Genomic DNA, 25,916 nt, shown 5'->3' on the forward strand with positions numbered 1-25,916 from the left:
CTTAAAGAGAGGTGATAACTTTGACCGGAAAAACCGTACTTATTGTAGATGATGAACAACCTATTAGGGAGCTGCTGGCTCTTTATCTGACTAGAGAAGGTTTTACAGTAACGGAAGCGGCTGACGGAGCGCAGGCGTTGATTAAACATCAGGAAAAAAAGCCTGATCTTATTTTATTAGATATTATGATGCCGGTGCTGGATGGTTTGGAAGTATGCCGCCAAATCCGGAAATTTTCAGAGATACCTATCATTATGCTGACTTCCCGGGCGGAAGATGATGACCGCATTTTGGGGCTCGATATCGGGGCGGACGATTATGTAACAAAGCCGTTTAATCCCCGGGAGGTTGTTGCGCGGGTTAAAGCGGTCTTACGTCGTCAATCAGCTCCGAAAGAGAAGCCGGCGGAGGCATTGAGCTATCCCAATCTGCTAATTGATATGGCTAAACATACGGTAATTGCCTTTGGGGAGGAAGTTGCGCTAGCCAATAAGGAAATGGAGCTGTTGTGGCATTTAGCTTCGCATCCCGGCGTTGCTGTTTCGCGGGAACAATTGCTGGAGAGCGTCTGGGATTATAGTTATTGCGGCGACACTCGTACCGTCGATACTCATATCAAGCGGATTCGCAAGAAGCTGGGGATTCCCGCTGATTCTCCCTGGGACATCAAGACTGTGTGGGGAATTGGTTATAAGTTTGAGGTGAAACCGTGAGATTATCGCTAAAGCATAAATTGCTGGGCAGTTTTATTATTGTCGTAGCTTTGGTATTGGCCAGTGTGTCTGCCGGTGTTTCTGTGCTTATCAGGGATTACTTTATTGCCACCAAACAGCGGGAGTTTACCGATAAAGCGTTTGAGACCGCGCGGGTCGTTGAAAGTTATTATGCCGGGCAGATCAATTTTGGTCAGCTTGCCGGTTTTATCAATAGTATTGACCGTTTGCTCGGTGCCAGGGTTTGGGTACTCGATGCTTCTGAAAACTTGATTGCAGCCTCTGAGGAGCAGCAGCCTATGCCGCCTGCCGGCCGCCCACCCCGGGCAGGGATGATGAAAAAAAGCCCCCTAGGGCCGCCAGCGGGAGATAACCCCGCAGAGATGCATCACGGCATGCACAATGGCAATAGGATGATGCAGCGTGGGATGAGCGGAGAACTAGCGCCTCAAAGCAGCCCGGAACCGCCGCAGCAGGTGCGGAATCTAAAGGATATTCGTGGGTTGGATATTATTAAACAGCAGGTGGAAAATACCGGAGAAACAGCCTGGGCTAAAACCTTTTATCATCCGTATTATGAAGAGAACATGCTGGTGGTCGGGGTTCCCGTTAAACCAAGCGGTAACATGCAGGGAACGGTGCTGATACATGCCCCCTTAGCGGGCTTTGAAAGTTTCTTAAACCGGATTTATTGGTATATTGCGGCCTCAGGCGCAGTGGTTGTACTTATTACTATATTCATCGTCAATTATTTGGCAACAGGTATTATACGACCCTTAAAATCCATGCAGGCAGTAGCTTCGTCCATGGCTGACGGGGACTATTCCGTTCATGCCAAGGTAGAAACCAACGATGAAGTAGGTGATATGAGCCGGTCTCTTAATTCATTAGCCGAAGCCCTGCGCGCGTTTGTGAGTAAGACCGAAAAAACCGATAAACTTAGGCGGGATTTCGTGGCCAATGTGTCTCATGAACTGAGAACACCGTTAACGATTATGCGCGGGTACAACGAAGCGATGCTGGACGGTACGGTGGATAATCCGGAGCAGGCAGTAAAATATCATCAGATTATGCGGGATGAGGCTATACGTCTGGAAAAACTTATTGCCGAGTTGTTAGACCTAAGTCAGTTGGAAGCGCGTACTCTAACACTGGAAACCCAACCAATTGCCTTACCGGAGATTGTTGATAATATTGCGACCTTATTTAGACAGCGCAGCTTGGACAAAGGAATTAACCTTGTCACTAATATTGCCGAAGGTATACCTGATATCTACGGGAATGGTGATCGCCTGGCGCAGCTTGTTGTCATTTTACTGGATAATGCTCTTAAATTTACTCAGGCCGGTGGGACGGTTACCGTAGGTGTAACGGCAGAAACAGGGTTGGTAACACTGGTGGTAGCCGATACGGGTGCAGGTATTCCGGAGGAAGATTTACCCTATGTGTGGGAACGCTTCTACAAAGGCGATAAGGCGCATACCCGGGCCGGTGGCGGCACAGGATTGGGATTAGCTATTGCAAAAGAAATAATACATTTTCATAATGCTATACCGGAAGTGAAAAGTGCAGTAGGGCAGGGAACGATTTTTACGATCAAGTTCCGGTAAAGCCCGTTTGATACAGAACCGTTATTTTTCAAATTCATCATCCTTCAGGTCAATATAGACTTTGCCGGAAGGTGTGATAATAGCCAGACTTACCTCCGCAACCGTTGGTATTGAGCGGTTTTTTAGTTCGTTTTGCAGCCATTGCCGGGTAAGACCAGCCCGGCGCAACGCTGTGTCAATAATCTGCCCGTCAATAATGAGTTCTTTGCCGGTATAGTTCATAGCCGCTGGGACGGATGCCTGGAGATCTGACTTTTTTAAAATGCTCAGTTCACCATTGGCCTCCAGGATGCCGATTTGTATTTCTGACGGATCAAAGATATTTTTAATCCTCAGTTGAGCCAATAGGTCGTTGACAGTATAGTAGGTCTTGGCTAAATTATTTTCTAGTACCTGGCCATTATGGATTACCATTACCGGTTCGCCTTCGAGAAACTTACGGGCAGGCAGGCTTTTTAAACTAAGAAAATTGCTTACCATAACTAAACCGGCCCATACGGCTAAAGTAATCAGGCCTGTGACAAGGTTTAAAATAGGGGTTATTAAGGAAGAAACCGCCAGCGTACCCAGGGTAATTGTACTGATAAAATCAAATAAAGTGATTTCGGCAAGCTGCTTCCGGCCAAAGGTACGAGTTAATAGGAGCAAAAGAAAGAAGGACAAGGCTGTTCTAAGTGAGTATTCGATTGCTTCAGACATGGCTGCCCCCTTTTATAGTAACAAGTTGTTCAATTGTTAGCGTTAGGGCGCTTGGTTCAAATGGTGCTATTATATGATGAGCAAAAGGACACTTTTTATTAGTGGGAAAATTGGGATAAGTTGCGAACAATATCTAAGGGATTGTCTTATTTTATCTTGTCAAAATAAGGAAAGTATGTTATTATTTTAACAAATACAGTCAAGAAGGCTGTGAACGTGCAGTTTTTGAAAAGACATTAAAATAATGACAGAATAGGAAACCACGAAGGTATATGGTTATGAATTGACCGTATGTTTTTGTGGTTTTATTTTGTCCCGGCAAGTTTCTTATTCTTACTTTAACAGGCAGTATAGCTTTTTTAGACGGGATAAGGGCAGCTAACCATCAGGTGCCTAACATACCACCAAATGGCAAGGCTACTTTATCGAATAGGAGGTTGGGTGATGGAACTTTTTATAAACGGCATTGAACTTTTCAAAAAAGGCGGACTTGTTATGTATCCCCTGTTGCTTTGCTCGCTCATAGTAATGACAATTGCCGTTGAACGGTTTTTAATTTACCGCAAGTCGGCGACAGACACAAACAGCCTGATAACAGAATTGACTCCCCGGCTGGAAAATAGGGATTGGCAGGGCGCACAACGGGTATGTGAAGGCGCCTCAGGTGTTACGGCACAAATGTTGGCACGTGGTTTGGCTAATATAAGTTTTGATGCCTGCGATTTAGAGAGCACGATGACCAACTCTGCTGCGCAGTCTGCTGCCAGACTGCGGGAACGGCTGGGGTATCTTGATGCGATTGTTACCATGGCGCCGCTGTTAGGTTTACTGGGGACGGTTATCGGTATGATCTCTTCCTTCAGTATCATGACAATCAAGTCCGGCCAGCCGCACGCCATTACCGGCGGTGTAGGCGAAGCTCTGGTAGCTACAGCCACCGGGCTGTGTGTAGCTGTACTCGCTCTCATTGTCCACACCTATTTTAGTCACCGGCTGGATACTATCGTTAATGACATGGAGCAATACGGTTCTATGTTAATTGAAGCTAAGAGACGGAGTGACCGCCGTGAAACTGCGTAATATGAGAGTTGAGCGCCAGCCCAAACTCATGATTATTCCGATGATTGATATTATCTTTTTCCTATTGGTCTTTTTTATGATGAGTACATTATATATGGTGGAGCAGCGGACTTTGCCTGTCAATCTGCCGCAGGCCAGCACATCACAGACTGATTTTGCCAAGAACGTTACGGTAACAATTGCCCGTGATGGTGCTATTTATATCGGGCAAGAACAACTGCCACCTGAATTGTTCAAAGCACGAATTCAGGCTCAGCTTGCCCAGCAGAGCGATACTGCCTTTGTGCTGAGGGCTGATAAACAAGCAGAATATGGGCGCGTTGTTAAGGTGCTTGATGATTTTAAATCTCTTGGAGTAAAAAAAGTGGCTGTAGCGACCGATCAAGGGCAGAGGTGAGGGTATGACAAGTAACTCTTACTTACGGAAGGGTTTGATTGCTTCCTGCTTGATTAACTGTCTGGTAATATTGGCTGCGGGCTGGTTGGCAGGCGCTATATTTAGCAAGGTAACAGAGCCCGAATATATCGAGATGGAATTAATCAGTAATGCAGCTATAAAGGAACCGGCTCCTGTATCAGTTACTACCCCGCGTACTACTCAAATTAGTCAATCTGTGAAGAGCGAGCAGGTGCAGTCTGTCGCCGCCCAAAGGCCCATGGTTAATTCTAGTGTACCGGCAAGTACTGAGAGTGAGGTAGCCGAAAGCTATAGTCCATCTACGGGAACGGGGGCGTCAGGAGGTTCTGGTGATGATGCCGTACCTGCTGTAGCACCAGTTGGATCAGGCAGCTCAGGCAATTCCGCGCCGGCAGCTCCCCGACAAAAAATCGGGCCACGGGTGTTAAGTAGTGTGGAACCTGTTTATCCGGAAGATGCCAGGCAGGACGGTGCTACAGGTACGGTATACATAAGTATTGAAGTTTTGGAAAACGGCCGTCCGGGTGCCGTGCAGGTAGTGAGTTCTTCGGGACGGAGTTCACTGGACGAAGCGGCTGTGCGGGCAGTCCGCAAATGGCGTTTTGTGCCGGCCCAAGACGAGAATGGGCACAATATGCGGTGTTTTACCAGGTTGCCGGTACGATTCCGGCTAGATTAAATATTCAAATTAGATGTTTACAAAATTATTACACTAATGTAAAATTATTCTTGTAATGCAAGTTGTGAAAGCTTGTACAAGAAATCTTGTCTTATAAGCCAACCATATATAGTTGAAATAAAGGTATGAAACCGCTCGGGGATAGCATCCTCTAGGTTTTTATACCTTTTTTTATTTTGAAAAATAAGTAATGGAGAGATGCGCATGAGACGGACTAAGAAAGCACTTGCAATTGCGGCCGTAGCCAGTGTAATGCTGGCGGGAATACCCGTTGCAGCCCAGGAAACGCCTACGTATAGTTTAGAAGAAATTGTTATCCAGGCCGAAAACGTAAAAAAAGATAACGCTGATACAACGATCAGCGTTAAAACAGTTAGCCCGGGAAAAGCAAGCACAATTCCGGAATTATTGCGGGGATCTGCCGGGATTGATATCCAGCAGCGGGCAGGAGCCGGTGATAATCAGGATACTACGGTAAAGCTAAGGGGGTTTGATGCCAGACGGTATACCGTACTCTTAAATGGCCGACAGATTAATGCAGCCGGGGTTATGGGCGGCCAGTATGTTGACTGGACAACAATTCCGCTCAATATCGTTGAGAAGATCCAAATTATCAAAGGCGGCAAATCAGCTGCCCATGGCAACACACTGGGCGGGGTAATTAATATTATTACCCGGGAAAAGGGAGCAGACGGCGGCGAAATTAATATCCTGGGAGGCAGCCGGGGACGGTATGATTATTTATTTAATTATGCTGGCTCAACGGATAAGTTGAATTTCCATGTAATCGCCAACAAGACGGGAGCCAATGCTTTTTTGCGTAACAATGACTATGATGCCGACCAATACGGACTAAGACTAAGTTATAATATTACCGCAAAGGATACCATTAGCGTTGGGGTTAACAGAACCGAGACCAAACGTGGTTTTATTATGGAAAATAAGCCAGGGGCAAATTATGATCCGGGTTTTCCGGTGAGTGACGGGGAAATGCTGTCGCCGGATGCAGGAATCTTTACCAAGCCGAATCCGGGAGCTTTTTGGGAAAAGTATAATACTTATTATGATTTAAGCTATAAACATAATACCGAAACAGGATATTGGCGGTTGGACTACTGGAAAAATGATGAAAAACGGCGGGAAGTCAATTTTAACCCCGAAGGAACCAAAATTGAGCTTGACCGAACGGTGGTAAGTGATAAATCAGACAGCATTGGTTTTTCCGGACAAACGAAAGCCGGGGCTCATACTATCGGTTATGGCGGTGAATATAAGCAACTGCGTTATGGCTATGGTTATTTTGATGTGTGCCCGAAAAAAGCAAATGACATATACCCTTCCCAGAAGATTGATTTGTGGGGCGCTTATATCGATGACAGCTTCAAAATCGACGACAGATGGTCGGCTTATCTGGGACTTAGATATGACCACTTGTCTGCCAGTCAGGATGATGCCAGAGCCACTATGATGCGGGATTTTGATACCGGAGAACTTTCACCAAAAATAAGTTTATCCTTTAAAAATAATGATACGACAACAACCTTTATCTCTGTAAACAAATTATGGCGGGCTCCATCCATGGCCGAGTATTACTGGTGGGGCATGAAGTATAACGCCAATTCCGGGCCGGATGTCAATAATCCCGGATATCATAAACAAATTAAGCCTGAGCAAGGATACAGTTATGAAATCGGGGCAGAACAAAAAGTCAGTGATAAGTACCAAACAAAAGTTACTTTGTATCGTCAAGATATTAATGATTACATTAACTTTCAGCACACGTTCCCCTTCTGGTGCTACAACATCGATAAGGTCAAGGTGTGGGGCGCTGAGTGGGAGAATGTCTATAGGCTCAATGATGCCAATAAAATTATGTTTACATATACCAACCAGCATACGGCTAAGGCGGGTTCCGACTTAACCAATGCCGGGCTGGCCGGGGAGCTTGATTATCGGCCGCGTCATAAAGCCGCTTTTGCCTATAATTATGATGCCAAGCCGTGGCAACTGCGCTATAGTGTAAACTTTGTAAGTTCGCAGAAGGCACTCTATAATAATAATACTATAAGGGAAATCGGCGGTTATACAACGCACAATCTGGCAATAGTCCGTGAACTCGATAAGACAAGATCGGTTAGCCTCTATGTCGATAATCTCTTTGATAAACAATATGTTGAACAAATTGGCTATCCTTTACCAGGACGCTCCTACTATGTCAGCCTGACGCAAAAAATATAGTCGATAGTGGAGGTGCAGCATGAGCTATACTCGCAAATTAATTAATATTGCTGTGTTAATTGCTTTTGGGATAATACTTCCTGTCGCCTTTCACTTTTGCGGCGGGGCAGGATCAATATTTCTGCCAATGCATATCCCGGTATTGATAGCGGGTTTGCTATTGGGGATGAAAGGTGGTCTGGCTGTTGGGGTGCTGACGCCGCTTATTAGCAGTCTGACTACCGGTATGCCGCCGTTAATGCCGATGTTGCCTGTTATGGCAGCCGAACTGGGAACCTATGGGGCAGTGACCGGATATCTTTACCGGCAGCAGCGGCTGCCGCTAATTTGGTCACTGTTAGGTGCTATGGCGGTTGGGAGATTGGTGGCTGGCTTAACCGTAGCCGGGATGGTAGCCATACTGGGCGTTAACCTTAAGCCGCTCTTGTTTGTTATCGGGGCAATTACTACGGGCTTACCCGGAATTGTAATTCAAATGCTATTTGTCCCGTTGTTGGTAAAAAGGCTGGAGGCTGTTCCAGGATTATTTAAGGCAGGTGAAAATTTATGATTGATGAACGGGTATTTTTCGATATGCTGGCAAGTTCCTGGGATACCACCCGGTTAGCGGATGCCAGGAAGATATCCGAGCTGGTGGCATTGGCCGGGTTAGGACAGGGGGAAAAAGTACTGGACGCCGGCAGCGGCACAGGGATATTGCTGCCTTTTATTAAGAAAGCGATTGGTTCTGCCGGTTCAATCACGGCCGTAGATTTTTCCGCTAATATGCTGGATAAAGCCAAAGAAAAGTATGACAGTCTGGGCAATATCAATTTTATTGTTGCCGATATTATGGAGTTTGTGCCTGAAGGTGCTATGGATGCCGTGATATGCTTTAACTTTTTTCCTCATATCAAGGACAAACAGCAGTTTCTGAACCTTGTCCACAATTACCTGCAGGTTGGTGGAATGTTAGTTATTATGCATGATATTTCACGACAGCAGGTTAATGCTATCCATCAAGGCAGTCAGGTGGTTAAAGATGATCGCCTGGTATCGGGGGAAACCTTGCGAAAATGGCTGATAGTTGCTGGATATCAAGTCACAGAAGTGTTGGATGCCGATGATCGCTATTTTATTAAAGCTGTAAAAGCTGGTTAGTTATGATAAGAATTGCGCAAATAGGAAATTTGCGCAGAACGGAAACTAACAAAAATTAAGACAACGAAAGGTAAGCGTAGGTATGAAACCGGCGATGTTTTGCTGGTTCATGCCTTTTTCTTTTAATAACATTATAGGAGTTGATAGGAAATGGTTAAGGCGCGGGAAGATGTATCCAAGCTGACTGTTGGCAGAATGGCGGTATACTATAATACATTAAAGAAGATGAAGGATGAGGGAGAAGTGTTGTTTGCCTCTAATAAATTAAGCAAACGGACAGGGATTGCCTCTTCGGTGATTCGGCGGGATTTAGCCTATTTTGGCGGATTTGGTACTAAGGGCGTAGGTTATGAAGTAGATTATCTACTGTCCTGGATTGGTCATATAATGGGCTATAATACGGTATGGCGGGCAATGTTTGTTGGTAATGATATCCCAACGACCGGTATTGGGAACTACCGGGAACTGCTTCCGCCTGGGTTTGAATTTGCTGCAATTGTTGACTTGGATAAAAGAAATGGCGGTTACAAAGTTCCGGGGATGCAGCTGACGATAAATCCGCCTGCGAGTTTGGAAAAATTGATTAGGTCCCACCATATTTCTATTGGGGTAATCGCAGTGCCATATAAACAGGCGCAGAAGGTAGTTAATAGTATGGTAAAAGCCGGAATCAAAGGCATTGCCAATTTTTCCGCTGTATCGGTATGTGTACCTGAGCATATTTCGCTTAGTCAGATGAACGTTACTTCATGCCTTAGTCAATTGTCTTATAGTCTGAGTACCGGATTAGCTGAAAAATACCCTTGTTCAACAAAAAATATAATCTGAATTGACAAATTGATTAGATAATTGACAAAAATTTCGTTGACAGAGAAAGGAAGCAAGTGTAAAATGTAACATAGTTGGTAGCTGAAGCTACTATTTAGGTAAAGACTGTTTCTACGTTGAAACAACAGAATTAAGAGTGAATAGACCATGAAGGCTATAGTCTTGGGAACACGACTATCTTTCATGGTCTTTTTTGTTCTAACAGAAAGTGCAACTTTCGGCTTCCGCTTTCACCAAGGCTTGGCGCGAGCCGTGTTTTCTTTATTTTTGGTTTGGCAGTAACTGAATTATTATGGATATCGTTAGCCATGACGGTGAACAGAATCTGCACGAGCGGGTATGTTTATTTATCATGGCTATATTTATTTCAAGGAGGCTTTACTGCAAGGCCGGTAGATGATGAATTTATTCAAAAGCACGAGGTGCGAATAGATGTAACTCCGGTAAGGCAAGAATCAACGGATTAGAAGTTGGCTTGAATAAGCTTATAAATGATGCCTGGAGTAGTTTTATTAATTACACACTGATGCCAAGGTGACTAAAAGCACCGTAGCGCCCGAAAACGTAGGCAGACACAAAGATAATGTACAAAATGACAGAAAATACTACCGTTTCCCTCTATGTGTGCTTTTAAAAAGCTGAACAGACAGGGACGAACACTTATTATTGTTACTCATGAGCCGGACATTCTTAAACAGGTGCAGCGCATCATTGCTTTGCAGGATAGGTGTATTGTTCATAATAAGCAATACACTGGTGCCAGACGCAGTAAATATCTCTCTATCTGGAAGTAGAGGGGTGGCTAGAGGGCGATTTCCAAGGAGGAGCTGTAGATGTTATGACAACAGAAGATGTTGCCGACTGGAATGCTAAGATGAACGAAGTTAGAGCTAGGTTGAATGCGAAAAAATGAAACAAAGGCTAGGGATTTGGCTGATATTTGCGCTATTGTTATCTGGCGCGGTAGTGCTGGTTTATACAAACGTTAAACCAGCCGCCGGACCTGGGTTACCGGAGGTAACCCAGGTAATGACGGCAGGCATAACAGTTGAGGATGAGGCAGGCAGAAAGGTAATTTTCCCTCGGAGTCCAGAACGAATAGTGGTTTTGAACGGTTATCCAGCCGAAGTGCTCTGTGCACTGAATGCCGGAAACCGGATTGTCGGTATCTGTAATCCGCTTGCGGAAGATTTCACTGAACTGCGAGGCAAACAATCTGTGGGAAATTCTTCGGTAACACCTGATTTGGAAAAGATTCTGGAATTGCGGCCGGACTTGGTCATAGCCTATCAATGGACTAAAAAAGAAGTGATTGACGAACTGGAACGATGCCAGATACCGGTTCTGTGTTTTAGAGCCTGGACCTTTGAAGAGTTGCAGTTCTTTGCCGGGCAGATGGGAAAGCTGCTGGATCAACAATCAAAATCACAAGAACTGTGCCGGTTTATTCAGACAAAAATGGCTGTGATTGAAGAACGGACGAAAAAACTGCCGCAGGACAAGCTGCCTAAGGTGTTTTACGAATCATTTATTCCCTATCAAACTACATCTATAGGCAAAATGCCGTTGGAGACCCCTTGGGGAACTTTTCTGATGGGTAACTCTGAAGAAGCCAAATTTGCATTGTCTGGCGGGATAAACTGTGTAGGGCAGCAATCAGTCAGAGCGCCTATTGTCAGTGTGGAATGGGTAATGGAGAAAAATCCGGATGTTATCATTAAGGTTTTCCGCAATGCTGACCGTGCTGCCATACCTACTAAAGAATCCCTGCAGCAGGTTCGGACAGAAATCATGCAGCGGGAAGGCCTGAAAAATCTTGCCGCAGTCAAAGCAGGCAGGGTATATATTATTCATTCCAAAATGTGTGCCGGGCCCAGACAGATTATTGGTCTGTATTACTATGCCCGCTGGCTCCACCCGGAACTTTTTGCCGATCTTGACCCTCAGGCTCTGCACCAAGAAATGCTGGAGAGGTTTTGGAGACTAAAGCTGCAAGGGACTTGGGGTTATCCTGAGGAGCATAATACATAGGGTGGCAAACATCTGGGCTGTCCAGGAGCGCTTAAGGAGGCTTATATATGACTGAGGATTTAAATGGCAAAGTAGCCCTAATAACAGGAGGAACTTCCGGGATTGGCTTGGCAGTAGCTAAATTGCTGTTGCAGCTTGGTGCCAAAGTAGCAATAAATGGTCGTAATTCCACCAAGGGGGAAAAGGCATTAGATGTTCTAAAAGAAATAAGTGCGGCTGCAATATTTATTCAGGGTGATGTTGCAAAGTGTGATGAATGTCAGCAGATTGTACAGCGTACAGTAGCTTATTATGGATGCTTGGACATAGTCGTAAATTCGGCAGGGTGTTACTTGGAAAAGTTGATAGCTGAGACTACAGTAGCGGACTTGCATTCTGTTATAAGCACAAATATTGAGGGGACATATTTTATCTCGAAGTTTTCTGTGCCCGAATTACGAAAAGCAGTAAGTGGTGCGATCATCAATATTTCTTCTGATGCTGGGCTCAACGGAAATCTACTATGTACAGCTTATTGCGCAGCGAAGGGGGCAATTATCGCTTTTACAAAAGCATTAGCGTTAGAAGTAGCTCCATATGGTATTCGCGTGAATTGCATATGTCCTGGTGATGTGGCAACTCCTATGCTGGAAAGGCAAATATCTGAAGCTAAAGATTCAGAACAATATGTTGAATCTTTGAAAAATCTGTATCCTTTGGGCCGAATTGCAAAGCCGGAAGAAGTCGCACAAGTAGTCTGTTTTCTTGCTTCAGATGCTGCATCGTTTGTTACCGGAGCTATATGGACAGTTGATGGTGGTTTGACAGCACGCTGAGCCTTGTCTGAAAGTGGCGTGCAAAAGGTGAGCTGTTTTATTTTATACATATATCACCTGACACGTCTCTTGTTTTGCCAGGCTGATACAGAATTCCCGAAGGGTTTAGCTTGAATAAAAAGCATATGCATATCCAGATAAGTAATAAAGTGAGAGTTAGCTTCAGGTGGGTTATTTTTACCCATCTGAAGTTTAGTCGAATTACTAATCCGCTTGTATAAGCGGGATCTTAGAGAAACTTGGTCATCGGATAAGGGGAAGGTGAAGAATTTTGTCGGACATTAGCAGTAGTGTTTGTACTCATGTTGGTGCAGCAAAACTTAAAGAGATATATGTCAGGCAGACAGGAAAAAAATATTTCATTTTATTTATACTGATTTTGTTTCTGACTATGCTGGTGCTATTCTCTATTTCGATTGGCACAGCATCCATAAGTGTCAGTGATGTAGTTAAGTCCATCAGTAATAAGGTGTTTTATACTCAGTACGAATATACCAATAATCTGGCTGACACCATTGTAATGAAACTTAGGTTTCCGCGTGTCCTATTAGCTATTCTTACTGGCATAAGCCTAGCTGGAGCGGGGGCTGTTATGCAGGGCATTCTCCATAATCCCTTGGTCAGTCCATACACACTGGGAATGTCAGGGGCGGCATCCCTAGGTGCAGCCATTGCCATTGTGTTGGGAAAAGGCTTATTTGGCAGCAATTTTGACAGTATGGGACCCTATTTTATTGTTTTTAATGCTTTTATTTTCGGTTTTATTACTATTTTCGTTATTATTGGTTTTGCCCGGATGAAGGGTGGTTCTCCGGCAACGCTGGTGCTGGCCGGTGTTGCTTTGGGCTATATTTTTTCTGCCGGAGTATCTGCTTTGAAGTATTTTTCCAATAATGACGCCTTAAAAGACCTTGTTGTTTGGCTGATGGGTGGGATGTGGGGAGCAACCTGGCAGTCGGTTGGGTTATTGGTACCTGTTGTAAGCATTTGTATGCTGGTTTTGGTGAGTTACGCCTGGGACATGAATGCCCTTGCGGCTGGTGAAGCAGTGGCGACCAATCTAGGGGTGAATATTAAACGGTTGCAGTTTATTTGCCTTACAGTAGCCACACTGGCGGCTTCGGCCACGGTTGCTTTTACCGGTATCATCGGTTTTATCGGACTGATTGCGCCGCACATATCCCGGATGCTCATCGGCAGTGATAACAGATTTTTAATTCCCTGTTCCTGTATCATGGGGGCGCTAATTCTACTTTGTGCAGATACAGTAGGCAGGACAATCGTTTCGCCGGTAGAGATTCCGGTTGGTATTGTGACAGGTTTGCTTGGGGGACCGTATTTTCTCTATATGCTTTTAAAGAAAAAACAATTTAACTAAAATCCAGAATAAGAAAAGGTTGATAACATGAATATTGCAGTGCAAAATGTCTGCTTTTCCTACAACAGTCATCCCATATTACAGGATGTCAGTCTGGATGTACAGCAGGGGCAAGTTGTGAGTATTGTTGGTCCTAATGGCGCAGGAAAATCCACACTGTTAAAATGCATGGTTCGCTTATTAAAACCGCAAACAGGCACAGTGCATTTAGACGGCAAGGATATTGCCGGGAAAAACTCGCGTGAGTTGGCAAAAGCTATGGGATATGTTCCACAAAACACCAGAGATGTTTTTTCTTTTACCGTACTGGAAACTGTGTTAATGGGGCGAAAACCGCATGTAGCCTGGGAAGTCGGCGACGAGGACTTTCGGGTGGTTACGCAGGTTATGAATTTTTTGGGGATAGAAAATTTGGCCGAGCGGCCGCTTGATCAGTTAAGCGGCGGGCAAAAGCAAAAAGTATTTGTCGCCCGTGCCTTAGCGCAGCAACCTGCGATATTCCTGTTTGATGAACCGACAAGCAACCTTGATGTCAGACATCAACTTGAGGTTTTTGCAACCATTAAGCAATTGGCTGAGACTGAGGGACGGACAGTTATTGTGGTTGTACATGATTTGAATCTTGCAGCCCGATTTTCTGATACTCTGGTGATGCTGAAGCAAGGTTCTATTTATGCAGTGGGAAAACCAAATGAGATTATTACAGCAGACAATATCCAGGAAGTATACAATGTTTCGGCCGCTATTATCGAAACTAAATACGGCCATTATGTTATACCCATAGAACCGCTTGCAGAAACGGCAGGTTAGAGAGGGGTAAAAAATGAGAAAAAACACAATCTGGGCAGCTCTGGCGGTTATTATGGCAGCACTGCTATTTACCGGCTGTGGCCGGACAGAAACTGCAAAACCAGCTGTAAGTTCTTCGGCAGCTAGTGCAACAATCAAAGATGTAGCCGGTAGAGAAATCAAGATTCCGGTCAGGATGCAGCGGGTAATTGCTTTAAATTCCTCAACATTTAATATGATTACGGCAATTGGTGCTGCCGATTCCGTTATCGGCGTCAATGACAGTACACAGCAAACCGAGCCTGCGGCGGCCAATAAGGCGGTTTTTGGAACGTTCAGGCAGCCTAATGTGGAGAAAATAATTGAGGCAAAGCCTGATGCCGTGCTGGGGAATACTACGATTAACCCGACGCAGGTAAAACAATTGGAAGACGCCGGTATTACGGTAATATTTTTTGAATTTTACCTGCCGTCTATTTTACTGGATGAAATTCACACATTAGGAAAACTGTTTAATAAAGAGGCTGAGGCGCAAAAGTATGCTGATTTTATTATGAAGTACCGGAACCTTATTGAAAGCCGGGTCAAGGATATTAAATCAGAGGATAAGGCTACCGTATATTTTGAGGGTTATGGCGATTATGCAACTGTAGCACCGGGAACAGGCGGCGATGAGTTGGTTAATAGGGCTGGCGGTATCAATATTGCCAGTCAGGAGAATGTGAAATACCCCAAAGTCAGCGCCGAGTGGGTGCTGCAAAAAAATCCCCAGGTTATTGTAAAAACCATTTCCAGCAATAACCGGGCAATGGGAGAAGGTTACACAGCCGAGGCAGCTGCGAAGTCTCTTTATGACAATGTAATTTCCCGGCCTGGCTGGAATGAGTTGGCGGCTGTGAAAAACAACAAAGTCATTTTGTTGGCACAGGATATTGGAACGACGCCGGAAGGCAGTGTTATTGGTATGTTATATATGGTGAAAACCATGTATCCGGACAGATTCTCGGACATTGACCCTTATGAAGTTTATAAACAGATGAAAAAAGAGTTTTATAATGTGGAAGCAAAAGGGATTATTGTATATCCCTGATGTTCTATATTGACAAGTAAGTGAAAATTGTGACATAATTAGATGGGGATAAATGCTGCATGAATGCAGTACCGAAATGAATTAAAAGGCATTTGAATGACACTTAGAGAAGCCATGAAGGTTTCATGTCTCGTGATGGAGACATGATCTTTTTTGGCTTTTTATTTTTAGGAGGAGTTATTTGAAAAAGTTGTTTTGTTTTTCAATGATTGTTCTAATGCTTGCCGGTGTAGCCGTTGTTTACGCTGCCGAAGAGCAGCCGGTACAACCGCCGATCAAAAGATAATTGCCGATTTTACCCGGGCTATTGGTGATAGTCCCAATAATCCTGCGTTGTATGTCGAACGAGGGCGGGCATACCACAATACTCAGGAAAAGGAGTTGGCAATGGCCGATTTTAACCATGCTATTGAGCTAAGTTCGGAATATGTGCCAGCTTATATGGAGCGTGGTCTGGCCTATTATGAAGACAAGTCTTATGATGCTGCCTGGAGTGATTTTGATAAAATTATCAAATTAGATTCCAAGTATGCTGAGGCGTATTTCCGGCGCGGTGCCTGCTATTACTATAAAAATGAGCTTGAAGCAGCTATCGGGGATTTTGATCAGGCCATTAAGCTTAACCCGAAACGTCCGGGCGCTTATTTGGTAAAAGGTGTGTGTTACCAAAAATTAAAGCGTAACCAAGAGGCAATCACCACGTATAAAGCGTTGCTGGCCAACATTCCACCGGAAGAAAAGGAAGCAATAGAATTAGCTAAGAAACTATTAAAAGCTTTGGGTGTCAAAGTATAAGACAATGGTTTTAAGCCGTCGCTAGTATTCCGGTATACAAAAATATAATACTCTGCGAATTTATAGCCATGAAGGTGAACACATCCTGTTATATAATGGGGGTTATTTTTCATGGCTTTTTATTTTTAACTTCGCCTGACTGTTAAATTCTGGCAGGCTGCCTGGCGATGATGGTCAGTAAAACAGCTCCGGTCTATGAATTTGCCAGAAGATTTTTGTCTTAAGAGTAAGCAGTGTTAAGAATCAGCTTCGGAAAAATGGAGTTGAGACTAAGTCTACTTTGAAGGGGGCAATGTTGTGATAAAAATCGGAGCAATTATGTGGACAAGTTACATGACGCCGTTGGCGGCTGCGGCCAAGGAGATTTCCGGTCTGGAGCTCAGAATGTGCAGTATTCGTGATCTGGAAGATATAACATTTCGGGAGAGTTTTTTGCAGTACCTGCAGAATGAGGCAGATACGCTGTTCCTCTTTCCTTCTACCAACGGTAGCTGGGAGGAAATGGCTCGTGATATCGGTAAGATATCGGTGCAAAAGCCGATAGTAGCTTTTGGCTATGATCCGGGTTTACTGTCCTACAATACTGTTGGCGCGAAAACAGCTCTGACTGTACAACGTTACTTGACAATGGGCGGTCAACAAAACGCCAAAAATGCCTTACTGTATATCATGAAAGAGGTTTGGGGCGCTGCTGTTACGGTTCTTCCCCCTGAAGAAATTTCCTGGCAGGGGATCTATTACCCAGGAAATGAACGCCTATATGAGGGAGCCGCCGATTTTATGGGTAATTGTCCAGGCTGGCGTCCGGGCAGACCAACGGTAGGCATTTTATTTTACCGCCATTTGTGGGTGAATTTTAATACTGAGAGTATAGATGCTATTGTCAGCGAGCTTGATGGGCTTGGGCTAAATGCCATCCCGGTCTTTAGTACAGGCCGCCATGATATAGAAACAGGCTCGCGCGATAATGCTTATGTCATTGAAAAATATTTTTCCCAAGACAATACCCCTATCATTGATTGTTTAATTAACGTACAGTCGTTTTTGCTGGTTAAGCAGGGTGAGACCGAGCGGATAGCCAAACCGGCCGGGGAAGAACTCTTAAAACAACTGGATGTGCCGATTATCAAGGCGCTGTTTACTTACGGGAAAACCGAGGCAGAGTGGAGGGCCGATTCGCAAGGTATCGGCGGAGCGTCACTGGTAATGTCGGTTTCCATGCCGGAGATGAACGGTGTTATTGAGCCTATTGTAATCGGTTGTTTGGACAGGACTCTGGATCCGGGGATTGGCGGCTCGTTGGAAAACTACCGTCCGATTGCCGGGAGAGTACGGTATTTATGCCGGCGGGTAAGCAAATGGATTGAACTCCGGCGGAAAAAGCCGGCAGACTGCAAGGTGGCTTTTATTTTACATAATAGTCCGTGTCATGGTGTAGAACTGGCAGTCGGTGGTGCGGCCAATCTGGATTCGCTGGAGAGTGTCGCTCGTATTATGGCAGCCATGCAAGAAGCCGGGTACAGTATTGAAAATCTGCCTGTATCAGGTAAAGAACTGATTGACCGCATTATGGGCGCAAAAGCTATTTCGGATTTCCGCTGGACACCAATCGAGGAGATTGTGCAAAAAGGCGGCATAATCAAGTATTTAACAGCAGACGAGTACCGGCGCTGGTTTGATACTTTTCCGGCTAGGGCGCAGCAGTCGATGATTGAGACCTGGGGGAACCCGCCCGGCGAAGAAAAGGACGGCGTGCCTGCTGCCATGGTTTATGATAGCAAAATTTTAATAACCGGCGTGGAATATGGCAATGTCGTCATTTGCTGTCAGCCTAAACGGGGGTGTGCCGGAGCGCGTTGCGACGGCCAGGTTTGTAAAATTCTGCATGATCCGGAATGTCCGCCTACGCACCAGTATGTTGCTACATACCGTTATTTGGAGGATATGTGGGGAGCTGATGTACTGGTGCATGTCGGGACACATGGCAATCTTGAATTTTTGCCGGGAAAATCGGTAGGATTGTCGGAAAACTGCTTTCCGGAAATTACTCTAGGTACAATTCCACATTTATATATCTATAACACAGATAACCCGCCGGAAGGCACGATTGCCAAACGCCGCAGCTATGCAGCCTTAGTCGGGCATATGCAGACAGTTATGGTGGAAGCAGCCACTTATGGCAATATTGAGGAATTAGAGCACTGCCTTGATCAATACATCCAGGCCAGGCATACCGACCCGACCCGCAGCCATGAGCTGGAACATTTGATTATGGAAAAAGCGGTAGAGGCTAAGCTGATGGAGGATATCGGCTATAATCACGGAGCGTTTGAAGTGGTGGCAGAGAAACTTCATGGTTTGATTACCAAGCTGAAAAACCGGATGCATCAGGACGGACTGCATGTTTTTGGTGATATTCCTCAAGACGAGCGCGGGATTAGCTTTATTCAGGCCGTCTTAAAGCATGATACCGGTGAGAAGGGAACGCTGACCCGGTTAGTGGTGGAGCTTATGGGGTTAGATTATGACGAAGTAAAGGACAATCCGCAAACTTGGAATACAGATTTTGTCAAGCATTACGGTTTGGTACTCGATGATGCCAATAACCAGGTAAAAGAGTTTGTGCGAAAATTTATCGAATGTGCTGCGGGAACAGACCTTAAGGTCTTAGCCAAACAGGTAATGGGTAAGAGTTTAAAAGATTTGGCCAAGGTGGAAGAACTCGGCTTCTGGTTGGACAAGGTCAAGAACATTGCCACCGGTCTCGCGGCCTCAAAGGAGATTGACAGCCTGTTGCACGGTTTTAACGGCGGTTACCTGCCAGCCGGGCCATCAGGATTAATAACCCGAGGAAGAGCCGATATTTTACCGACAGGCCGTAATTTCTACAGCGCCGATCCTGAACGTATTCCGACCAAGGCGGCATGGAAGGTTGGGCAAAAACTGGCCGAAGCGTTAATTGCCAAACATAAGGAAGATACCGGACGGATTCCGGAAAATTGCGGCATGGTGCTGTTTGCTACCGACTGTATGTGGACAGATGGCGAGCAGGTGGCGCAAATTCTGGCGCTCTTAGGTGTAGAGCCCAAATGGATTGCCGGGGGCAGGGTCAAGGGGTTCCGTATTTTGTCCCTGGAAGAGCTGGGGCGGCCGCGGATTGATGTGACGCTGCGTATTGGCGGAGTGACGCGCGACTGCTTCCCGGGCATTATTGAGTATTTGGATGAAGCTATCCGGGCGGTGGCCACGCTTAATGAATCTTGTGAAAGAAATTACATAAGGAAACACGCTTTAGAACAACTGGCAGTAGCCGGGGAAAATACTCCTGAATCCTGGGAACAGGCTACAGCGCGGATTTTCGGCAGCAGACCGAATACCTATGGCGCTGGTGTCAGCCTGGCTGTTCATGCTTCAGCGTGGAAAACAGAAAAAGACCTTGCTGACATATTCATTCACTGGAGCGGTTATGCCTACGGCAAGAACCGTGGCGGCCAAGCGGCTGGCGAGCAGTTTAAACGTCAGTTGGCTACGGTTGATTTGACCTATAACAAAGCGGCAACAGATGAGTACGATATCTTTGGCTGCTGCTGCCACTTCTCCTATTACGGCGGCTTAACGGCTGCGGCACGTAGTGAGAGCCGGAGCAAGGTCAAGACCTATTTTGGTGATACCCGAGACCCGGAACGTCCGGGCGTGACCACGCTGGCGGAGGAAATCAATAATATCATCCGGGTTAAGATTCTTAATCCGGACTGGATTGACGGGATGAAACGCCATGGCTATAAAGGGGCAGGCGATATGGCTAAACGTATTGCCCATGTCTATGGCTGGGAAGCGACAACCGGTGAGGTGGCCGACTGGGTATTTGACGACTTGGCCAAAACCTATGTGCTTGACCAGGAGATGCGAGAATGGTTTGAGGAGAATAATCCCTGGGCGATGGAGGAGATCAACCGCCGCTTGCTGGAAGCTGCCGAACGGGGCTTGTGGCAAGCCGACAAGGATGTGCTTGATGAACTTAAAGAGACCTATATGGAGATTGAAGGCTGGATGGAAGAACGTATGGGCGATGTGGACGGCGAGTACCAGGGCAGCAGCATTGATATCCTGACCGCTGAAGATGTTCCGGCTTGGAAAGCCAAGCTGTATAAATAGGAATGGCACAATTCAATAAATTTGTAAAAATGGATGGGAGAATTCATGAATAGTAAAAAAAGAAACGAGTTCTTGAAAAGATCTATTGTTATGGCATTGGTTTTGGGTTCAAGCGCCATGTTAAATGTGGCACAAGCTGAAGAAACACCGGTATATGACATGGATACTGTTGTTGTTACGGCAACCAAAGTAGAGCAATCGGTTAAAGATGTGCCGGCAAGCGTTACTGTCATTACCGCCAAAGATATTGAAAAGATGAATGTGCAAACAATTGACCAGGCACTGCGGATGGCAGGCGGGGTGTTTGATAAGCGATCGAAAGGCATTACAGATACTACAGCATCTATTAGTTTGCGAGGATTTAGTGGTTCGGGCCGGACTCTCGTTTTACTGGATGGCCAGCCTCTGAATCAGGCTTACGCTGGTTCAGTTAACTGGGCGGCTATTCCCATGCAAAGTATTGAACGTATCGAAGTAGTAAAAGGCTCTAACTCAGCGCTTTATGGTGCTCAGGCAATGGGGGGTGTTATTAATATAATTACAAAAAATCCGCGGAAAAGCGATGCGCGGATATCATTAAAATATGAAAGCTATAATACTTGGACTCAGCAGTTGGAAGTTGGCGATAAGTTAAGTGACAAGTTTAGCTATCGTTTAGGCTACGAGCGAAAAACCTCAGACGGATATGCCTCTTCATTAACAACTTCTAAAAATAAATCCAGCAATGTTACCGGATATAGAGATACGGCTGATTATATTACTGGGGCAAAAACCTACATTATCGGCGACAAGGGGAACAACACTTGGGAGCAAGACAACGTTCATGCTAAGTTTGTTTATAATTTTGACGATAAGCGCAGTTTAACATTTGGCATTCAACATGATAAAAGTGAATATGGATATGGTCAAGGGCATAACTATCTTGTAAAAAGTGATGGGACACCCTATACCAATGGTTTAGCTTATTCATTTTTATCCGGGCCGGGTGGCAAAGAAACTAATGTTTATTCATTAGGGTACAAAGATAAGGAAAACGGGATTGTATTTAATTTAGGTCTAACCGATATGGCAAGTAATTGGTATATCACTCCACCTACCAGTTCCACCTCGATTCCGTCTATTAGTGAAACGCCTAACCGCAGATGGAATATGGATTTGCAAAAAGAATTGCAGTTAAATGAAAAAAATCGTATGGTAGTTGGTATTAATTATCGTAATGATTGGATTCACAACATGGAAACTAATCTTAAAAATTGGAACAACAAGACAAGTAAGTTAACGCTAAAGTCGGAAGCAGAGGGGCGAGCACAGACTGTAGGCCTATTTGTACAAAACGAGCACAAGATTAACGATAAATTCAGTTTAACTATAGGGGGACGCTATGACTCATGGAAAAATCAGGACGAAATAAACAATGGCAATGACCGTAGTGACTCCGCGTTTAGTCCAAAAGTAGCCTTATTATATAAGCAAAATGATTCGTCACAAATATATGTATCAGCAGGTAAGTCGTTTAATCCTCCTGATATGTATAATATGTACCGTACCTGGACGTCAATCAATAGTGATGGTACGACGGGTACTTTATATATGGCTAATCCAGATCTTAAAGCCGAAACTGTTACGACGGCAGAACTGGGGTGGCGTAAACAGCTTAGCGAAAACACTACTGCTAATATTTCATATTTCCATAATAAAATTGATAACATGGTGTACAAAAAGACATTGTTGCCAATTGTTCAAAATGGAGTGACATTAACTCCGCAGCGGTATGAAAATGCTGGCGAGGGGACGACTAATGGTGTGGAGTTGGAACTTAGTCATAAGTTTAATACAGAGTGGTCCGGATTTTTTAACTATACTTGGCAAAATGCTATCATCAGTAAAAATTCTGTTAATTTAGCAAGTGAAGGCAAGCAAGTTACAGGGATACCAAAACAAATAGTTAACTTTGGATTTGATTATAAAAAGGACAAAGTGTCTGGCAATGTATTCGGCAGCTATGTCAGTAAGCGATACGGTAAAGATGATAATACGGATGTTGTAAATGACGTTCCTCAGTCATATGATCCTTATTTTATTGTAAATGCCAATGTGCAATATCAGTGGGATAAAAATAACAGTGTGACTCTTGGGGTAGATAACCTGTTTGACCGCCAATATTTCGATTACTATGTAGCTCCAGGCAGAACATACAGCATTCAAGTTTCACATAAGTTCTAAATCTCAAAAGATGTAATATTTCCTAACAGCGGCTTTAAGAAACACAACGGCCGGAACTTACTGTACCGGCAATAAAGTTGAGGCGATAATGTGCAAAAACATAGTAAACAGCGCCGCGTTATTTATCCCTTTGCGGCTTTGACCGGTCAGGAGGAATTGCAGCTGGGGCTGCTATTACATGCTGTTAATCCCCAGCTTGGGGGGATATTGATTCGCGGAGAAAAAGGAACGGCAAAATCGACTGCTGTCAGAGGTTTGGCAGAAATGCTGCCAGATATGCAGGCGGTTGCCGGCTGTCCGTATCACTGTGACCCGGAGGATAAAAGCCAAGCTTGCGGCGAGTGCCGCAGCTTGGCAGGGGAGTTTCCCACCTTCACCATGCCGGTACCGATTATTGACATTCCGGTATCGGCAACAGAAGACCGGGTAGTGGGCAGTCTGGATTTTGAACAGGCAATCAAGGCCGGGCAGCGTTCTTTTATGCCAGGTCTTATGGGAGAAGCCAACAGAGGCATTATTTATATTGATGAAATCAATTTGCTGGATGATCATATTGTCGATGTGCTTTTAGATGCTGCCGGCAGCGGCATTAATGTAGTCGAACGCGAAGGTATCAGCATAATTCACCCGGCTGAGTTTATTCTTGTCGGAACAATGAATCCTGAAGAGGGAGACTTAAGACCGCAGCTTTTGGATCGGTTTGCGCTGTGCGTTGAAGTGTCAGGTCTTGCCGACAGGGAGGCACGGGTCGAAATCATCAAGCGCCGGGAAGCTTTTGAAACACATCCGGCGTCTTTCCGGGAGCTTTGGCAAAAAGAGCAGGATACTTTACGGGCAAAGGTAATCACTGCCCGCAAACTACTGTCGGAAGTAGTACTGCCTGAAGACCGCTATTCCATGATCAGCCAACTGTGTGCAGAAGCTTATGCTGCCGGTCACCGGGCAGATATTATGTTGGTGCGGGCGGCGGTAGCCTTGGCTGCTTGGCGCGGACATCAGGAGGTAACGGAAGAGGATGTGCTGGATATTGCGCCACTGGTGCTGGCGCACCGCCGCCGCGAGCCGCCAGAGGAGTCAAAAACACCTGAGCACCAGGAACAGGAGCAGCCTGAACCGCCTGAGAATGAGAACGATGAGCAGGAACAGCAGCAAAATCCGCCTCCCCCACCGCCTGATAATCAGCAACAGGAGGGGCAGCAGGAAGACAACAAGGACGATAAGGATGATAAAGACAATAATAGTCAAACTAATCCGTCTTCCGAAGTTGTTTTTGCCATTGGCAAGCCTTTTGCCATCAAGCGTATTAGCATGGGTAAAGATCGTCAGGCCAGACGCGGTTCCGGCCGGCGATCACGCACCAAAACCGATTCCAGCGTTGGCCGCTATGTAAAGAGTACCAGCCACCGCGAGCGGGATGATTTGGCTATTGATGCTACTATCCGGGCAGCGGCACCTTTCCAGCGCAGTCGTAAGTCAAATAGCATGGCGCTGGTTATAGAAACAAGTGATATCAGGGAAAAAGTCAGGGAAAAACGCATTGGCAACTTTATGCTGTTTGTCGTGGATGCCAGTGGCTCGATGGGCGCCAAGCAGCGCATGATTGAAACCAAGGGCGCAATATTATCTTTATTGCAGGATGCTTATCAGAAGCGTGACCGGGTTGGCATGGTGGCTTTTAAAGGCGATCAAGCCGAAGTATTACTGCCGCCAACCAATAGCGTGGAGATGGCACAAAAATGTTTGGTTGAGCTGCCGGTCGGCGGGAAAACGCCGTTAGCGGCGGGACTTACCAAGGCTCAGGAGGTAATAAGGCAGCACTTGAAGCGGAGTCCGCATATGCGCCCTATTGTTGTCATTTTGTCTGACGGCAAGGCCAATGTCGCCATGGCTGAAGATAAGCCGCTGGCGGAAGCCCACCGGGTAGCCGACAGTATGCGCGAAGAGTTTAATATCAAATACATTGTTGTGGATACCGAGCAGAAAGGACTGCTGTCGTTTGGCAAGGCGCAGGAACTGGCAGGCCGGTTAGGCGCTGAGTGTTATACAATTGATCAGTTGAAAGTAGATAGCCTGGTAGATATTGTTCGCGGCGCGCTTGCTTAAATAATTGTTGTAGAAAAGAGGAGAATGAAGCATGCACAATCATAAACCAAGAAATTATCCGTTTTCGGCTATTGTCGGCCAGGAATGCATGAAAAAAGGATTGATGCTCAATGTAATCAATCCGCGTCTGTCCGGCATTCTTATCCGTGGCGAAAAAGGAACGGCAAAATCAACGGCAGTGCGGGCTTTAGCTGAACTATTGCCAGAAATTGAAGTGGTGGCCGACTGTCCATACCATTGCGATCCGGATCAGCCGTTAATGCATTGCCCGCAGTGTCATGAACGTTATGTAAACGGCGAAATACTGCCGCGGGCCAAGCGTCCTATGAAAGTGGTAAATTTGCCGGTATCAGCAACTGAGGACAGGGTTGTCGGCACCCTTGATATTGAACATGCTATTAAACATGGCGAGAAAAAATTTGAGCCTGGGGTATTAGCTGAAGCTAATCGCGGGATTCTCTATGTGGATGAGGTCAATCTCTTGGATGATCATATTGTTGACGTACTTCTGGATGCTGCGGCTATGGGAGTAAATACTGTTGAACGGGAAGGCGTTTCTTTTTCCCATCCGTCTCAGTTCATTCTTGTTGGTACGATGAATCCGGAAGAAGGCGAGTTGAGACCGCAGCTTCTTGACCGTTTTGGCTTGTGTGTTACCATTGAAGGCATTACTGATCCGTCCAAGCGTGTTGATGTTATTAAACGCCGGACGGCGTTTGAAGAAGACCAGGAAGTGTTTGCCGATCAGTGGGAAGCGGAACAAACCAAACTCCGGGACAAGATGGTAGCAGCCCAGAACTTGCTGACTTCAGTCAGCTATGATGACGAAGTGCTGTATAATATTGCCGATATTGCTATTCAGATGGGCGTTGACGGCCATCGCGCCGACTTGGTAATGCTTAAGGCTGCCAAAGCATTGGCGGCACTTAATGGCCGGGATAAGGTCGAGCGCTCGGATGTTGCGGAAGTGGTTGAACTGGCGCTTATGCACCGTATGCGTAAAAAACCGTTCCAGGAAATTGGTTCAGACCAAAAGAAGCTTCAGGAAATTGTGGGACATCAACATATGCATAACCATGATCATTCCTATCACAATTCGCATACCCATGCGCATAAATGATGGGAGTTGGAC

20 protein-coding genes are annotated in these 25,916 nt (G+C 45.5%); 19 read left to right on the top strand and 1 reads right to left on the bottom strand.

The window, feature by feature from the left end:
* Positions 1-20 precede the first annotated feature (20 nt).
* On the top strand, positions 21-713 hold the full coding sequence (locus SRRS_RS04925) for a response regulator transcription factor (protein ID WP_371366751.1): 693 nt from the start codon (positions 21-23) through the stop codon (positions 711-713).
* Positions 710-2,323: a sensor histidine kinase gene (locus SRRS_RS04930; protein ID WP_371366753.1), complete on the top strand. Its 1,614-nt coding sequence runs from the start codon at positions 710-712 to the stop codon at positions 2,321-2,323. The genes SRRS_RS04925 and SRRS_RS04930 overlap by 4 nt, the downstream gene beginning before the upstream one ends.
* Positions 2,324-2,344: 21 nt before the next feature.
* On the opposite strand, the gene SRRS_RS04935 is transcribed toward SRRS_RS04930, so the two are convergent.
* Positions 2,345-3,022 (bottom strand): DUF421 domain-containing protein, encoded by a 678-nt coding sequence (locus SRRS_RS04935; RefSeq protein ID WP_371366755.1) that lies wholly within the window; start codon positions 3,020-3,022, stop codon positions 2,345-2,347.
* 444 nt (positions 3,023-3,466) lie between these two features.
* Between SRRS_RS04935 and SRRS_RS04940 the strand changes: the two genes are divergently transcribed.
* The 17 genes from SRRS_RS04940 to SRRS_RS05020 all read left to right on the top strand — a co-directional run bounded on the left by SRRS_RS04940 (position 3,467) and on the right by SRRS_RS05020 (position 25,904).
* Positions 3,467-4,102, top strand: coding sequence for a MotA/TolQ/ExbB proton channel family protein (locus SRRS_RS04940; RefSeq protein WP_371366757.1), 636 nt, complete (start codon positions 3,467-3,469; stop codon positions 4,100-4,102).
* The gene (locus tag SRRS_RS04945; RefSeq protein ID WP_371366759.1) at positions 4,089-4,499 is read left to right on the top strand and encodes an ExbD/TolR family protein; all 411 of its coding nucleotides are present in this window, start codon (positions 4,089-4,091) and stop codon (positions 4,497-4,499) included. The genes SRRS_RS04940 and SRRS_RS04945 overlap by 14 nt, the downstream gene beginning before the upstream one ends.
* A gap of 4 nt (positions 4,500-4,503) precedes the next feature.
* Positions 4,504-5,199, top strand: coding sequence for an energy transducer TonB (locus SRRS_RS04950; RefSeq protein WP_371366761.1), 696 nt, complete (start codon positions 4,504-4,506; stop codon positions 5,197-5,199).
* A 204-nt stretch (positions 5,200-5,403) separates the two neighbouring features.
* Complete coding sequence (locus SRRS_RS04955) at positions 5,404-7,437, top strand: TonB-dependent receptor plug domain-containing protein (RefSeq protein WP_371366762.1); 2,034 nt, start codon at positions 5,404-5,406, stop codon at positions 7,435-7,437.
* Between the two features lie 19 nt (positions 7,438-7,456).
* Positions 7,457-7,987: an ECF transporter S component gene (locus tag SRRS_RS04960; protein WP_371366764.1), complete on the top strand. Its 531-nt coding sequence runs from the start codon at positions 7,457-7,459 to the stop codon at positions 7,985-7,987.
* Complete coding sequence (locus SRRS_RS04965) at positions 7,984-8,577, top strand: class I SAM-dependent methyltransferase (RefSeq protein ID WP_371366766.1); 594 nt, start codon at positions 7,984-7,986, stop codon at positions 8,575-8,577. Before SRRS_RS04960 ends, SRRS_RS04965 begins: the two co-directional genes overlap by 4 nt.
* A 150-nt stretch (positions 8,578-8,727) precedes the next feature.
* Positions 8,728-9,405, top strand: a complete 678-nt coding sequence (locus tag SRRS_RS04970; protein ID WP_371366768.1) for a redox-sensing transcriptional repressor Rex — start codon at positions 8,728-8,730, stop codon at positions 9,403-9,405.
* Positions 9,406-10,314: 909 nt separating this feature from the next.
* Entirely contained in the window at positions 10,315-11,436 is a 1,122-nt protein-coding gene (locus tag SRRS_RS04975; protein ID WP_371366770.1) for an ABC transporter substrate-binding protein, read from the top strand.
* A 47-nt stretch (positions 11,437-11,483) separates the two neighbouring features.
* On the top strand, positions 11,484-12,251 hold the full coding sequence (locus SRRS_RS04980; RefSeq protein ID WP_371366772.1) for an SDR family NAD(P)-dependent oxidoreductase: 768 nt from the start codon (positions 11,484-11,486) through the stop codon (positions 12,249-12,251).
* A gap of 271 nt (positions 12,252-12,522) precedes the next feature.
* Positions 12,523-13,629, top strand: a complete 1,107-nt coding sequence (locus SRRS_RS04985) for a FecCD family ABC transporter permease (protein WP_371366774.1) — start codon at positions 12,523-12,525, stop codon at positions 13,627-13,629.
* 27 nt (positions 13,630-13,656) lie between these two features.
* Positions 13,657-14,439, top strand: a complete 783-nt coding sequence (locus tag SRRS_RS04990; RefSeq protein ID WP_371366776.1) for an ABC transporter ATP-binding protein — start codon at positions 13,657-13,659, stop codon at positions 14,437-14,439.
* A gap of 13 nt (positions 14,440-14,452) precedes the next feature.
* On the top strand, positions 14,453-15,508 hold the full coding sequence (locus tag SRRS_RS04995; protein WP_371366778.1) for an ABC transporter substrate-binding protein: 1,056 nt from the start codon (positions 14,453-14,455) through the stop codon (positions 15,506-15,508).
* Between the two features lie 333 nt (positions 15,509-15,841).
* Positions 15,842-16,303, top strand: coding sequence for a tetratricopeptide repeat protein (locus SRRS_RS05000; protein WP_371369717.1), 462 nt, complete (start codon positions 15,842-15,844; stop codon positions 16,301-16,303).
* A gap of 297 nt (positions 16,304-16,600) precedes the next feature.
* Positions 16,601-20,458, top strand: a complete 3,858-nt coding sequence (cobN, locus tag SRRS_RS05005; RefSeq protein ID WP_371366779.1) for a cobaltochelatase subunit CobN — start codon at positions 16,601-16,603, stop codon at positions 20,456-20,458.
* Positions 20,459-20,503: 45 nt separating this feature from the next.
* Positions 20,504-22,681 (top strand): TonB-dependent receptor, encoded by a 2,178-nt coding sequence (locus SRRS_RS05010; RefSeq protein ID WP_371366781.1) that lies wholly within the window; start codon positions 20,504-20,506, stop codon positions 22,679-22,681.
* A 90-nt stretch (positions 22,682-22,771) separates the two neighbouring features.
* On the top strand, positions 22,772-24,784 hold the full coding sequence (locus SRRS_RS05015) for a putative cobaltochelatase (RefSeq protein ID WP_371366783.1): 2,013 nt from the start codon (positions 22,772-22,774) through the stop codon (positions 24,782-24,784).
* Positions 24,785-24,815: 31 nt separating this feature from the next.
* Positions 24,816-25,904: an ATP-binding protein gene (locus SRRS_RS05020; protein ID WP_371366785.1), complete on the top strand. Its 1,089-nt coding sequence runs from the start codon at positions 24,816-24,818 to the stop codon at positions 25,902-25,904.
* The last annotated feature ends 12 nt before the right edge of the window (positions 25,905-25,916 follow it).

This window comes from Sporomusa rhizae (genome assembly GCF_041428845.1).
In the GTDB taxonomy this organism is placed as follows: domain Bacteria; phylum Bacillota; class Negativicutes; order Sporomusales; family Sporomusaceae; genus Sporomusa; species Sporomusa rhizae.